Annotated in this window: 10 protein-coding genes; all 10 read left to right on the forward strand. The window is 51.7% G+C overall.

The genetic code is table 11. The features are described 5' to 3' along the window. Nucleotides 1-15 precede the first annotated feature (15 nt). The 10 genes from DW896_RS01410 to cobM all read left to right on the forward strand — a co-directional run bounded on the left by DW896_RS01410 (nucleotide 16) and on the right by cobM (nucleotide 14,386). A complete protein-coding gene (locus tag DW896_RS01410; RefSeq protein ID WP_119992741.1) occupies nucleotides 16-3,927 on the forward strand; it encodes a cobaltochelatase subunit CobN in 3,912 nt (1,303 codons plus the stop codon). 16 nt (nucleotides 3,928-3,943) lie between these two features. Further along, a complete protein-coding gene (locus DW896_RS01415) occupies nucleotides 3,944-4,501 on the forward strand; it encodes a hypothetical protein (RefSeq protein ID WP_008663409.1) in 558 nt (185 codons plus the stop codon). A gap of 33 nt (nucleotides 4,502-4,534) precedes the next feature. After that, complete coding sequence (locus DW896_RS01420; protein ID WP_008663407.1) at nucleotides 4,535-5,140, forward strand: MotA/TolQ/ExbB proton channel family protein; 606 nt, start codon at nucleotides 4,535-4,537, stop codon at nucleotides 5,138-5,140. A 21-nt stretch (nucleotides 5,141-5,161) separates the two neighbouring features. After that, the gene (locus tag DW896_RS01425) at nucleotides 5,162-5,494 is read left to right on the forward strand and encodes a DUF2149 domain-containing protein (RefSeq protein ID WP_005829376.1); all 333 of its coding nucleotides are present in this window, start codon (nucleotides 5,162-5,164) and stop codon (nucleotides 5,492-5,494) included. A gap of 115 nt (nucleotides 5,495-5,609) precedes the next feature. After that, complete coding sequence (locus tag DW896_RS01430) at nucleotides 5,610-7,679, forward strand: TonB-dependent siderophore receptor (RefSeq protein ID WP_207802300.1); 2,070 nt, start codon at nucleotides 5,610-5,612, stop codon at nucleotides 7,677-7,679. 34 nt (nucleotides 7,680-7,713) lie between these two features. Next, nucleotides 7,714-8,538: a sirohydrochlorin cobaltochelatase gene (locus tag DW896_RS01435; protein WP_119992745.1), complete on the forward strand. Its 825-nt coding sequence runs from the start codon at nucleotides 7,714-7,716 to the stop codon at nucleotides 8,536-8,538. Between the two features lie 209 nt (nucleotides 8,539-8,747). Further along, a complete protein-coding gene (locus DW896_RS01440; RefSeq protein ID WP_005836667.1) occupies nucleotides 8,748-9,647 on the forward strand; it encodes an AraC family transcriptional regulator in 900 nt (299 codons plus the stop codon). Nucleotides 9,648-9,746: 99 nt separating this feature from the next. Beyond that, nucleotides 9,747-11,156 carry a precorrin-3B C(17)-methyltransferase gene (gene cobJ / locus DW896_RS01445; RefSeq protein ID WP_034529850.1) on the forward strand — a complete coding sequence of 470 codons (1,410 nt, stop codon included), beginning with the start codon at nucleotides 9,747-9,749 and terminating at the stop codon, nucleotides 11,154-11,156. A gap of 99 nt (nucleotides 11,157-11,255) precedes the next feature. Continuing rightward, entirely contained in the window at nucleotides 11,256-12,521 is a 1,266-nt protein-coding gene (locus DW896_RS01450) for a bifunctional cobalt-precorrin-7 (C(5))-methyltransferase/cobalt-precorrin-6B (C(15))-methyltransferase (protein ID WP_034529813.1), read from the forward strand. Between the two features lie 11 nt (nucleotides 12,522-12,532). After that, nucleotides 12,533-14,386, forward strand: coding sequence for a precorrin-4 C(11)-methyltransferase (gene cobM, locus DW896_RS01455; protein ID WP_009038551.1), 1,854 nt, complete (start codon nucleotides 12,533-12,535; stop codon nucleotides 14,384-14,386).

A 14,386-nucleotide genomic window follows, 5' to 3' on the forward strand; every position in this document is an offset into this window, starting at 1 on the left:
CGAGAATAAACTTGTATGAATAAGAAAAGACTTGGAATATTCCTCGGCAGCATAGCCCTATTGATTGTCTGCAGCTTTGCGGCCTATCAGTACTGGCTTGCTCCTACACGTATACTTATTATCAACGCAACCCTGGCACAAGCTGCCGACATTGCCCTGAACAATGACTGCGCCCGGATAGAAGTCACCTGCATAAAAAAAGAAGAGGTGAAGGACCTTTCCGGCTATGATGCCATCGTGATGTACAGCAGAGGGCTATACCTTGACGACGGCCAGATTGCCGAAGTGGAACGGGTGGGTGCCAGCGGAGTACCAGTCTTTACGAATACGTTACGAAATTTCACCCTCTCCCTCAATCACAATGTTACCAATGAACAACAGCATACGCTACGGGAGTATCTCAAGAACGGCAACAAGCACAACTACCGGAATGCCTTACTCTACCTGCGCCACATCGCCACTCCCCACCGGTGGGGACACCAGGATTACGAGCCTCCCATCCCATTGCTGGAGAACATGTTCTACCACCGCGAATACGGCCGCTACTTCAGTACTCCGCAAGAGGTGACCGCCTATCTGAAAGAAAAAAATCTCTACCATGAGGACGGACGCAACCTTGCCCTGATTTCCGGACTCAACTTTCCGATGGAAGGAAACCGTGCCCACGTAGATTCCCTCATCACGTGCTTGACACAAGCAGGCTTCAATGTCTATCCTTTCACAGCCGGAGGTCAACCGCGTGCCGATATGATACGTACCCTCCATCCCGATGCAGTAGTCTACCTGCCTATGGGACGGCTGGGCAATGACTCACTCATCAACTGGCTGCACCAGGAAAACATTCCTTTATTCATGCCCTTCCCGCTGATTCAGCCCCACGAGGAATGGCTGGACCCGGATACCCCCGTCAGCGGTGGCACACTGACCGCCCGTGTAGTGGTGCCTGAGATAGATGGAGGCATGCTACCCCTCTGCATCGCTACCCAAAACGAAAACAAACACGGATACTATCTGTACACCGCTGAAAATGAACGGATAGATGCCGTAGTGGACCATATTACCAAGTACATGTCCTTGAGAGACATGTCCAACAAAGAAAAGCGCGTTGCTATCTGTTACTTCAAGACTCCGGGAAAAGACGCCCTGCTGGCAAGCGGTATGGAAGTGATTCCTTCACTCTATAACTTCTTGAAACGCCTGCGTTCGGAAGGGTACGACGTCAGTGGACTGCCTGCTACTGTAGAGGAGTTCGGCAAGCGGATACATCGTGACGGTGCCGTCATGGGTTCGTATGCCAAAGGAGCACAAGAACAGTTTTTGAAAACGGCACACCCGATATGGCTTTCTACCGAGCAATACGAACAATGGGCACACGAAGTACTCCTTCCCGAGAAATATCAGGAAGTGACAGACAGATATGGAGATGCGCCCGGCAATCTGCTGGTAACAGAGGACAGTATTGCCATTGCCTGCCTGCAATTCGGCAATATCCTACTCTTCCCCCAGCCCCGCCCGGCATTGGGAGATGATGAGTTCAAACTGGTGCATGGAATGCCGGTAGCGCCGCCCCACAGCTACCTGGCTCCTTATCTGTATATGCAAAAAGGATTCAAGGCAGATGCAGTGATTCACTTCGGCACCCACGGCAACTTGGAATACACGCCCGGAAAGAATGTGGCACAGTCGCAGGCCGACTGGTCGGATGTACTGATTGGTAACCTCCCCCACTTCTATTTCTATACCACCGGAAACGTAGGCGAGGGTATCATTGCCAAACGCCGGACACATGCCGTACTGGTCACCCATCTCACTCCGCCCTACGTGGAGAGCGGTATGCGCCAACGCTATTCGGCCTTGCTCGAAGATATTCACAAAGTGCTGGACGAAGGTACCGAAAAACACCGAACCCTAGGAATAAGTATCAAAAAAGAAGCCATGCGTCTGGGACTGCATCGCGACCTCAACCTCGACTCCATCTCCAGTGACCCCTACACAACCAAGGAGTTGGAACGTCTGGATGCCTTCACCGAAGAGATAGCCAACGAAAAGATACTGGGTGCGTACTACACCATGAACGAGCCTTATTCTGACCGCGACCTGCTGACTACCACTCTCGCCGTCGCTGCCGACCCGCTGGCATACGAAACGGCCCGCAAGGACCGCGATAAAGGCAAAATCACCACAGAGCAGTTGCAAGACTTCACCTATATAGCCCACCACTACTTGCCTGCCGCCAGGAAAAGGCTGACCGCCTTACTCCAGAATCCACCCAAGGATACTGCATCTGTAGCACCGGAGCTTCGCCCCGCCCTACTCTATCGCGAACAGTTGCTTGCCTCCCCCGTCAACGAACAGAATGCCATGGTGCGTGCACTCAGCGGAGGAACCGTATTCCCTGCGCCGGGAGGTGACCCCGTACTGAACCCGAACGTTCTGCCCACCGGACGCAACATGTACAGCATCAACGCCGAGAATACTCCCAACCCAAGGGCTTGGGAAGATGGAAAGCGATTGGCAGAAGCGACTTTAAAACAGTACATCAGCAAGCACGGCGAATATCCCCGGAAAGTAAGCTATACCTTCTGGGCAGGCGAATTCATCAATACGGAAGGAGCTACGCTGGCCCAGGTATTCTGGATGCTGGGAGTAGAACCCGTACGCGACGCCCAAGGCAGAGTGGTTGACCTGAAACTGGTGCCCAGTGAAGAACTGGGGCGTCCGCGCATCAATGTGCTGGTACAAGTGTCCGGACAGCTACGCGACATAGCCGGTTCCCGCTTGAAGTTACTGACCGATGCTATACGTCTGGCATCGGAAGCCGGAGATGAGACCTATCCCAACTATGTGGCATCGGGTACACTGTTGCAGGAAAAATTACTGGTAGAAAAGGGAACTTCCCCCAAACGTGCCCGTGAAATGTCTGTGATGCGTGTATTCGGACCGATCAACAGCGGATACAGTACCGGTATGATGGCCTATACCGAGCACAGCGGCTCGTGGGAAAGCGAAAAGGAGATAGCCGAAGGATACCTCAACAATATGGGTGCCTCTTATGGGGACGACGGAAATTGGGGAGACGTCCAGGAAGGTTTGTTTGCCTCGGCACTGTCCGAAACGGATGTTGTCATCCAGCCCCGTCAAAGTAACACATGGGGCCCCATCTCCCTGGATCATGTATACGAATTTACGGGTGGACTCTCGCTCACCGTCAAAACCGTGACCGGCAAGGAACCGGATGCCTATATGGCAGACTACCGCAACCGGACCAACCGCCGCATGCAGGATGCCAAAGAGGCCATTGCCGTAGAGACACGTTCCACCGTCTTGAACCCTACCTTTATACAAGAGCGGATGAAAGGCGGGGAAGGTTCGGCACAGATGTTCGGCGAAATCTTCCGCAACATCTTCGGCTGGCACGTCATGCGTCCGTCGGCCATGGACAAAGAACTGTTCAATGACTTGTATAGAATGTATATAAAGGATGAGAATAAGCTGGGCATTCACGAGTACTTCCTCCGCGTCAATCCCGCCGCATTCCAGGCTATGACAGCCGTCATGCTGGAAAGCGCCCGCAAAGGTTACTGGAAAGCATCTGATGAGCAACTGAAAACCACTGCTTCCCTGCATGCACAAATCACACGCGAAAAAGGTGCCGCTTGTACCGAATTCGTTTGCGACAATGACAAGCTACAGTCGTTCGTTGCCGACCAGTTGGATAATAGCGAGAAGCAGACCTATACCCAGAACATGAAGGAGGTACACGAAGCATCCGCAACCGATGGCAAGGATGTCGTACTGAAAGAACACAAACTGACTTCCGAACAAACGGTACGTAAGAACAGGGTGAACGGAGTGATTGCAGGCAGTCTTGTCGTCATCACCTTCATCGGACTGGTCGTACTGTTGAAGAAAAGAAAAAAAGAATAAATAGAAACAGAGTATTATGGAATACGCCATTCATCTGTTAGCCCTATTCATCGCCCTCAATTTTCTATTAAAGGTGGGGTTCTATCCACGCTGGGGAATGTGGACGGTTGCCGCAGGCTATGCCTTTTTTGCGTGGCTGGTGACTCCATGGATGACGGAACAGTCCAAGACCGTGGTGGCAGCTTTCTTTGCCTCCCGTCCACAGATGTTGAACTTGTCGGTATGTGTCACTCTGGAAGCCGCCGTAATGATAACTTTCTGTTTCGACTGTTTCGCAGAAATGCGTACCCGCAACACGGCCTTCAAACAAGCGGTCACCCTCTTCCTGAAGTTATACCCCGGCATACTGATAGGCGGAGTAATATGCTATGTCCTGGCACTGCTGCTTTTCACTTTTCCCGGAATAGATTTCGGCAGTCTCTCATGGATAGCAGCCGGCGTTACTTTCCTTGCAGTTTGTGCTGGGAGCCTTCTGCTGCGGCATGCTATCGGTGATAAACCACTGCGCTTGGAAGTACTGTTCATTGTTAATATTTTCATTGTTATATTGAGCATCATTGCCACGGGCTATTGAAATAAATTAAAGAATTAAAAACTAAAAAGATATATGGAAACAATCTCAAACACACTGTTCTGGATTTCAAACGGGCTGCTGGTTCCCGTCGTAGTCCTGCTGCTGCTATTCTTTCTACGTGCCATTATCCTTGCGGGAGGTTTCTTCGGTGAGTTCTACCAGCGGATGAATTTACAGAAGCAATTCACTGAAACACTGGAGAACATCACCCCAGAGAATATAGACGGACTGCTGCAGCAACTCCCATCGGCAGGCAACTCCCCTCTCCTCCGCAACTTGTCCAAATTGTCCGCACACCGGGACGACGCTGCCTACTGCGAACACCTGCTTGCCAACTATGAAATGGAAGCCGAGAAGGAGTTGGGACGTTCGCGTACATTCATCAAACTGGGTCCCATGTTGGGACTGATGGGTACCCTCATCCCGATGGGTCCCGCACTGGTGGGGCTGGCACAAGGAGACATCTCCTCCATGGCCTACAATATGCAGGTGGCTTTTGCCACTACAGTGGTAGGGCTGGTCATTGCTGCTGTCGGCGTCATTACCCTGCAAGTGAAACAACGCTGGTATGCCCGCGAAATGAACGACTTGGAATATCTGTACAAAGTGATAAGCCGCCAAACGGCCGAAAAGGAATAACGGACTAACGATACGAAAACTATGAAGAGTAAGAGAAACAGATTACTGCACAGCGATTCGGACTCCGACCCCATGGGTACGGTAGCCAATCTTTTTGACGTAGCGATGGTCTTTGCCGTAGCCTTGATGGTGGCTCTCGTCTCCCGCTTCAATATGACGGAGATGTTTTCCAAAGAAGACTTCACCATGGTGAAGAATCCCGGAAAGGAAAATATGGAAATCATTACCAAAGAAGGGCAGGAAATCAAGAAATACACTCCCAGCGAAGACCAAAAGACCTCCGGTAAAAGAGGAAAGAAAGTGGGAGTTGCCTATCAGCTTGAAAATGGAGAGATTATCTATGTGCCGGAATAAGGGAATACAGTACCTATTAATAGCTATTTGGCCATCGCAGTATAACAACTATTAAGTATTTCACCCTCCGATAATGGTATGTACATTTGCAGCGTTATATAAAATAAAACAATATATGATAAAGAAAAGACTTCTCACAGCTCTCCTTATGGGAGGAATCATCGCCACCGGTGCCTATGCACAAGCAGAAAAAGGTGACAGCGACGATATGACCAAGAAAACTCACGAGTTGAACCCGGTCGTAGTAACGGGTACGGGTACACATCAGCGACTGAAGAACACTCCGTCTCCGGTATCGGTTATCACTGCCAACGAGATAAAGCGTGCCGGTATCACCGACTTCCAGCAGGCCTTGACCATGATGGTACCCTCGCTCTCCTTCCGTCCGAACGCAATGGGGTCCTATCTGATGATGAACGGACTCTCCAACAAACACGTGCTGATATTGGTAAACGGACGCAAGGTCACGGGAGACATTACCGGTAACATCGACCTCAACCAAATAGACATGACCCGCGTCAAGCGCATCGAGGTACTGAACGGAGCCGCTTCTTCCCTTTATGGTTCGGATGCCATCGGCGGTGTAATCAATATCATTACCAACGAGCCTAAAGATGTGGTAGCCTTCAGCAGCAATAGCAGCTATACGAGAAAGAATCAATTCTCCCAAGGCTTGAATCTGGACATCGCCCAAGGAAAAATAGGGTCCTATACTTCCTATAAATACGACCACTCCGACGGTTGGCAAAACAGCCATCTGACAGAAGATGGAGAAGACATCATCGAAACGATTGCCCCGCTCTCCCTGGGCTACAGCTCGAATAACTTTTCGCAGAAGTTTACCTATGATGCTACGGACCAGCTTTCCTTCTATGCCAACGGCGGATACTATAACCGCGGACTCGAACGTCCGGTAGAACGCGAAGACATCACCGGCGGAAGCAAGTACAACACTACCTACGAAGGTTACAACTGGGGGGCAGGCGCCAAATACAAACTGAGTAAACGCAACGTTATCCAGTTCGACTATTCAGGAAACAATTACGCATCACGCTACAAATACCTGATAGAAAACAGCGGATACCTGCCCGGACAGTATGCGCTTACCAAGCTTCAGAAATTCCATGATGCCGAGTTGAAAGGTATCTTCGGTTTTACAACCAACAGCACTACGGTGTTCGGTGTGGACTATCGCCGTGAAGTGCTCCGCCGTCCCGACTCCGATTTGGACAAAAGTGTCTATACGGCATCAGCCTACGGCCAGCATGAAGTGAAGCTATGGAACCATCTGACCGGTGTTGTGGGTGTACGCTACGACCATCACGAACAGACGGGCGGACGCTTCACCCCCAAAGTGGCAGCCATGTACAACATAGGCAACTTCAATGTACGTGCCACCTATGCTGCCGGATTCCGTGCTCCGGGCATCGACGAGCTCTACTACCACATGTTCAAGAAGACAATGGGTACACGGGCCACCATCTCATTGGGTGACGAGAACCTCGACCCCGAACGCAGCAACTATTACTCCATCAACATGGAATACCGCACCAGCCGTTTCAGTGCTTCCGTCACCGGCTACTTGAACTACGTAAAGAACATGGTAACTTCCAAATCCACCAAATTCGATGACCTACCGGAAGCAGAGCAGAACCGGTTGCGTGAAGAGTTCCCCGAAATCGGTGACCTTTCATCCACGAAAAACCTAAGTGTCAAGAACTACTTCAACTTCGAGAAAGCTACCGTCAAAGGCTTTGAAGTGAACTTGAACGGCAATCTGTTCCCGGGCTTCACCCTGGCCGGAAACTATACCTACGCCTATGGACGCGGTCTGAACGAAGGAGGCGAATGGCAAAACATCGAACGCAGCATACGCCATACAGCCACCATCACCGGAAACTATACACACAGCTGGAGCGACTATACCTTGAACCTCAACTTGAACGGTCGTCTGCAAAGCAAAGTCTACTATCCGGGTGACGCGGACGGCAATGCTCCGGGCTACGGCATCTGGAACCTCAATACCCGCCATACCTTCGACGGCTTCCGCAACTTTGTCATCGAACCGGGCATCGGCATAGACAATATCTTCAACAAGAAAGACAACCGCCCGCTGAACAAGAACTTCGCCTTGTATTCTCCGGGACGTTCGGTAGTAATCAGCCTGGCACTCAGACTAAAATAATCTCTCCATAACGCATTTAGAAACAACAACAATTATGAAACATTTTTTCATCACTCTCTATTTACTCGGCATCAGCCTCTTCTCCTCCGCACAACAAGAGGAGAAGGCGGCTCTGCTCATCACCCATTATGGCAGTTCGGACCCCCAGACACGTGCCTTGACGCTCGACGTCGTGACCCGTGAGGCACAAGAAGCCTTTCCGCAGTTTACAGTGCGCGAAGCATACATCTCGCCGATTGTACGAAAAAGACTTGCCAAGGAGGGTGTGTACAAAGACAGCCCTACGGATGCACTGCTGAAACTTTGCGCCGAAGGCTACCGGACCATCTACGTCCAGAGCACCACCTTGATAGAAGGCAGTGAGATGACCTCCGTCCGCAGGGATGCAGACAAGTTCCGTCCCTTCTTCAAGGAGATAAAAGTGGGAAATCCCCTGCTCTACTCCGTCGAAGACTGCGAGAAGGTAATCGGTATACTGACCGCCGAACAGCCGGAAAAGAAAGAAGACATTGTCTATGTGGGGCACGGCAACCAGCTACCCAGCACGGCTACTTACGCCATGCTCGACTTCATGATGAAAGCCCATGGACTGAAGAACTTCCACGTCAGCACCATTGAAGGATATCCTACCCTGGACGCAACCCTGCTGCAACTGAAAGAGACACGCCCCAAGAGCGTGACATTGGTTCCGTTGCTGTTGGTATGCGGCAACCATACCAAGGAAGACATTGCCGGCGTGTGGAAGACGGAACTTGAAAAGCAAGGCTATCAAGTGAATGTACGCATGCAGGGACTGGGCGAAAACAAAGCCATCCGCCAGCTCTATATGGAACACATCAAAGCTATGCTAAAAGATTGATAACCAGCAAGCGTAAAAGGGCTACACCTTTTACATACCAAGGCTACACCCTTTGCTCCGGATGGCTACACCATCCCGGACAAAGGGTGTAGCTCTTTTCAATGTACACAGATTACGGACATTTGTAACCATATTACGGATTCCTCCTCCTGCGATATGGAACTTTCCGGATTATTCTCTACATTTGTACAAAACTAACAGGAACGTTTATGGAAGAAGTAATCAAGCTCAATGCTGTAGACCAATACAACAAGATGTTCGGTCTCGAAACCCTGCATCCGCTGGTCAGCGTAGTCGATTTGTCCGAAGCCACCGGATATCCCAGGCATTTCACCTTGAACTATGGCGTATACGCCCTTTTCCTCAAAAACACCAAATGCGGAGACATACGCTATGGAAAACAGTATTACGATTACCAGGAAGGCACGGTAACCAGCTTCGCCCCGGGCCAGGTGACCGAGGTCAACATGCTGGAAGGTATGCAGCCCAGCGCCTCCGGCCTGCTGTTCCACCCCGACTTGATAAAAGGCACCTCGCTGGGACAGGGAATAAAGCAGTATTCCTTCTTTTCCTATTCCTCTACCGAGGCACTGCATTTGTCCGAAGACGAGAAAGAAATCTTCCTCGACTGTCTGAAGAAGATTAAGATGGAAATCCAACGCCCCATCGACAAGCACAGCAAGGGTCTGATTGCACGCAACATCGAGCTACTGCTGGACTACTGCATGCGTTTCTACGAACGCCAGTTCATCACCCGCTCGGCAGCCAACAAAGACATCCTGATGAAATTTGAAGCACTGATAGACGACTATTTCCAGAGCGACAAACCGCAGACCGAAGGACTGCCTTCCGTGAAATACTTCGCAGACAAAGTGTTCCTCTCCTCCAACTATTTCGGAGATTTGGTGAAGAAGGAAACCGGAAAGACGGCGCAGGAATATATCCAGAACAAAATCATCGACCTGGCCAAAGAAATGATTATAGGAAGCGGGAAGACGGTCAGCCAGATTGCCTATGAGCTGGGATACCAGTATTCGCAGCACTTCAACCGCGTGTTCAAGAAGAACGTAGGCTATACTCCGAGCGAATACCGGCACTTACAGGTTTAGACAATAAGGATTCACCACAGATTACGCGGATTAACACAGAGTTTTTTCGGTTTCATCAAATATAAGTTCTATCTTTGTATGCCAATAGAACATATGGATATGAAACACCCCAAAATAATTGTTGCCGGCATCGGACCGGGCAATGAATCGGATATAACTCCCGCCGTAATTTCCGCTTTGCAAGAATCAGATGTAGTGGTGGGATATAAGTACTATTTCCAATTTGTAACCCCTTATCTCCACCCCTCAACAGCATGCATAGATACCGGCATGAAGCGTGAGCGCGCCCGTGCCGAGCAGGCTTTCGAGCTGGCGGAGCAGGGAAAGACGGTCTGCGTCATCAGTTCCGGGGATGCGGGCATTTATGGTATGACGCCGCTTGTCTACGAGATGAAGCGGGAAAGGAACAGCGACGTAGAAATCGTTTCGCTGCCGGGCATCAGCGCTTTCCAAAAGGCAGCCTCACTGCTGGGAGCTCCCGTAGGACATGACTTCTGTGTCATCTCCCTTTCAGACCTGATGACTCCCTGGGAACGTATTGAAAGACGTATCACCGCAGCCGCTGCCGCCGACTTCGTGACGGCAGTCTACAACCCCAAAAGTGAAGGACGCTACTGGCAGCTTTACCGCTTGAAAGAACTCTTTCTGCAGGAAGGACGCTCACCGGAAACGCCCGTGGGATATGTGCGCCAGGCAGGACGCCCGGAACAAGCGGTACACATCACCACGCTGGGAGATTTCAATCCCGAAGAGGTGGATATGTTTACAGTCGTATTGATAGGCAACTCACAGTCCTACGAATGGAACGGAGCCTTCATCACTCCGCGCGGCTATTACCGGGACACGAATACCGAAGCCACGGGCATCGGGCAAGACATCATGATTCGCAGTTTCCGTACCATCGAAAAGGAACTGAAGAACAAGCATATTCCCCTCGACCATAAATGGGCTTTACTCCATGCCATACATACCACCGCCGATTTTGAAATGGAGCATCTGCTGCATACGGACGAAGGTGCCGTGGCTTCCTTGTATCAAGCCATCGAGAAAGGCGGAATCAAGACGATTGTCACAGACGTCACGATGGCAGCCAGCGGTATCCGCAAAGGAGCTTTGCAGCGGCTGGGCATAGAGGTGAAATGTTACCTCGGCGACCCGCGCACGGCGACGATGGCTGCAGAGAAAGGCCTCACCCGTACCCAGGCAGGCATCCGCCTGGCTGTGGAGGAGCATCCCGATGCTTTCTTTGTATTCGGCAATGCACCTACGGCACTTATGGAACTCTGCGACCTGATACGTAAGGGCAAGGCACATCCGGCGGGCATTGTTGCCGCACCGGTAGGCTTTGTGCATGTGCAAGAGTCCAAACACATGGTGAAACCCTTTACGGAAATACCCAAGATTATCGTAGAAGGACGTAAGGGAGGCAGCAACTTGGCTGCCACGCTGGTGAACTCCGTGTTGTGCTACAACGATGCGGAGCAGTTGCGCCCGGGCAGGGATGTGTAAGTGAAAAAAGACATTCCATAACATTACTTGTTACGACCGATAACATTACTTGTTATGCCCCTTTACATTACTTGATATTTTCATAAGATTACCCGTTGAATGAAACACAGATTTATAATCATAGGAATGGATGACAACCGTTCCCCCTTCTTTCCACCGGAAGCACTGGCACAGATACGGAAGGGGAAGGTCTTCTCCGGTGGCATACGGCATAAGGAGATTGTCGGTCCTCTGCTGCCTGCCGGGGCCGAATGGATTTCCATCACCGTACCGCTGGACTGTGTCTTTTCCCATTATGAAGAAATATTTACCCGCTTCGAAGAGACGGCTACGGACAACTCCATCATTGTATTCGCGTCCGGCGACCCGTTGTTCTTCGGTTTTGCCAATACCATAAAGCGTAAGCTTCCCGAGGCAGACATTCTGCTCTATCCCGCTTTCAATTCCTTGCAGACATTGGCACACCGCCTCGTCATGCCGTATGACGACATGCGCACCGTCTCCCTGACAGGACGCCCCTGGCAGGAGTTCGACCGTGCCCTCATAGAGCGTGCCCCCAAAATAGGCATCCTCACCGACCGCGAACATACCCCGGCCACCATTGCCGCCCGCATGCTGGAATACGGGTACTCCCACTACACACTATACATCGGCGAGCATCTCGGCAATCCCGAAAAGGAACGCATACGCCGGATGACACCCCAGGAAGCGGTTTCCGGTGACTTCGAACATCCCAACTGCCTGCTGCTGGACAGCCATCCCGGACAATGCCGCACAAACTCCCTGCACGGTAGCGAAGCCCCAGACTTTCCAGTCCGTCCCTTCGGCATCCCCGATGAAGAGTTTGCACATCTTGACGGACGCGCCCGCATGATAACCAAGGCTCCCATCCGCCTGCTCACCCTGCAGGCATTGGAACTGAACCGCCGCCGCGTCTTCTGGGACATCGGTTTCTGTACCGGTTCCGTCTCCATCGAAGCCCGCCTGCAATTTCCTCATCTCGCCGTCATCTCCTTCGAGATACGCCCCGAAGGAAAAGAGCTGATGGACACCAACTCCCGCCGCTTCGGCGCACCGGGCATTACGGCGGTAACCGGAGATTTCCTGCACACCGACCTCACTCCCTTTGCCCGCCCCGATGCCGTCTTCATCGGTGGACACGGCGGACATCTGGAGGAAATGATAGAGAAAGTGAAACAAGTGCTGCACCCCGAAGGCTGCATCGTCTTCAACTCCGTATCGGCAGAAAGCAAGGAGGCGTTCTGCCGAGGAATCGAGCGGAACGGAATGGTGCTCCACCCTTCCACCCATATCGCCTTGAACGAATATAACCCCATTGAAATTATGAAAGCCACGCTTTCTTAAACATACCCATTATGAAAACAGCTATTATTCTAATCTCCGAAGCCGGTTTGAGCATAGCCCAATCACTACTCAACGAACTTCCCGACTCCGAAATCTTCACCCTCAGGCACGAAGAGGGATGCACACATATAGAATCCGCCGGCAAATTCACAGCGGAAAACTTCAACCGCTATGATGCCTTTGTCTTCATTGGCGCCATGGGAATCTGTGTCCGCACCATCGCTCCTTGCGTGAAGAACAAATATACCGACCCTGCCGTGGTTTGCGTGGACAGTACCGGTAAATTTGCCATCTCCGTACTTTCCGGACACATCGGAGGAGCCAACGAACTGACCCACCAGGTAGCGAATATCCTCGGGGCCGAACCGGTAGTCACCACGCAAAGCGACTGCACCGGTCTATGGGGACTCGATACCCTGCCCCAACGTTTCGGGTGGTTTCCGGTCATCAACGCCGAGCCCTCCACCCTCCTGTTGGCAGAACTTGCCAAGACGCCCGAAGAGAAAAAAAGAGTATGCATGAACGAGCATATCAGCCTCTTCGTTTCCGGCAAGCCCACCGCCCTGCTGCTCACGGTGCGCAATGAAGGTACGGACTGGATGGAGGCGCACCTGCCGCCTCATGTAGAAGTATTCTACCGGGTGCAGGACATTAAACCTTCACGCTTCAAACTGATTCTGTGCGTATCTCCCCAAGTCCCCAACTTCCCGGAAATGCCTATGATATGCTACGTGCCCTGTGTCGTACACCTCGGCATCGGCCTTGCCCGGCTGGCAGGCCCTGTGCGGAAAGTGGAGAAAGAGATTATGAACACGCTGAAGGAATACGGTATCATGCCCCAAAGCATCGCCTCCATCTCCACGATTAAAGCCAAAAGTGACGAACCGGTAGTGAAAGCGCTCCAAAAGAAGTTCCCGGTCTACTTCTATACAGCCGAGGAACTGGCAGAGATAGAGGTGCCCCATCCCAGCAAAACCGTCATGAAGCACATGGGTACCCCCAGCGTCAGCGAAGCCGCCGCCTTACTGAGTGCAAACAACTCCCGGCTGCTGGTGCCCAAGAAGAAAGGAGAGAACTATACCGTGGCCGCCGCCCTTGACATAAGAACTGTGCGCCAGGGCCACATCGAAATAGTGGGTGCCGGCCCGGGCGACCCGGACCTGGTTTCCGTACGCGGACGCCAAATGCTGGAACGCGCCGACCTCATTCTGTATGCCGGCAGTCTCGTTCCCAGGGAGCTGACTCTCTGTGCCAAGGCCGGGGCTACCGTACTCAGCTCCGCTTCCATGGATTTGGAAGAACAATTTGAAGTGATGAAGAAGTTCTATGACAAGGGAAAATTCATCGTACGCCTGCATACGGGTGACCCTTGTATCTATGGTGCCATTCAGGAACAAATGAACTACTTTGACCAGCACGGCATGAGCTACCACATCACCCCCGGCATATCCTCCTTCCAGGCGGCGGCAGCTGCCTTGAAGTCGCAGTTCACCATTCCGGAAAAAGTGCAAAGCATCATCCTAACACGCGGCGAAGGACGTACGCCCATGCCCGAACGCGAAAAGCTACATCTCATGGCACGCTCACAAAGTACCATGTGCATCTTCCTCAGTGCAAGCATTGCGAAGCAGGTGCAGGAAGAACTGTTGCAGGAATATCCGGAAACTACCCCCGTAGCTGTCTGCTACCACTTGACATGGAAAGACGAACAAATATTCAGGGGGGAACTCAAAGACCTTGCCAGAATAGTGAAGGAAAATAACCTCACCTTGACAACCATGATTGTCGTAGGCGAAGCCATCGGCAACCGTGAAGGTCTGTCACGGCTCTATGCACACGAGTTCAAGCATCTGTACCGGAAATAA

This window comes from Bacteroides sp. AM41-16 (genome assembly GCF_003603495.1).
Lineage (GTDB): Bacteria > Bacteroidota > Bacteroidia > Bacteroidales > Bacteroidaceae > Bacteroides > Bacteroides uniformis.

Coding starts and splice junctions, on each gene's coding strand:
- DW896_RS01435 (WP_119992745.1), top strand. CDS start 7,714: ATGAAACATTTTTTCATCACTCTCTATTTACTCGGCATCAGCCTCTTC.
- DW896_RS01410 (WP_119992741.1), top strand. CDS start 16: ATGAATAAGAAAAGACTTGGAATATTCCTCGGCAGCATAGCCCTATTG.
- DW896_RS01430 (WP_207802300.1), top strand. CDS start 5,610: ATGATAAAGAAAAGACTTCTCACAGCTCTCCTTATGGGAGGAATCATC.
- DW896_RS01420 (WP_008663407.1), top strand. CDS start 4,535: ATGGAAACAATCTCAAACACACTGTTCTGGATTTCAAACGGGCTGCTG.
- DW896_RS01440 (WP_005836667.1), top strand. CDS start 8,748: ATGGAAGAAGTAATCAAGCTCAATGCTGTAGACCAATACAACAAGATG.
- cobJ (WP_034529850.1), top strand. CDS start 9,747: ATGAAACACCCCAAAATAATTGTTGCCGGCATCGGACCGGGCAATGAA.
- DW896_RS01415 (WP_008663409.1), top strand. CDS start 3,944: ATGGAATACGCCATTCATCTGTTAGCCCTATTCATCGCCCTCAATTTT.
- cobM (WP_009038551.1), top strand. CDS start 12,533: ATGAAAACAGCTATTATTCTAATCTCCGAAGCCGGTTTGAGCATAGCC.
- DW896_RS01450 (WP_034529813.1), top strand. CDS start 11,256: ATGAAACACAGATTTATAATCATAGGAATGGATGACAACCGTTCCCCC.
- DW896_RS01425 (WP_005829376.1), top strand. CDS start 5,162: ATGAAGAGTAAGAGAAACAGATTACTGCACAGCGATTCGGACTCCGAC.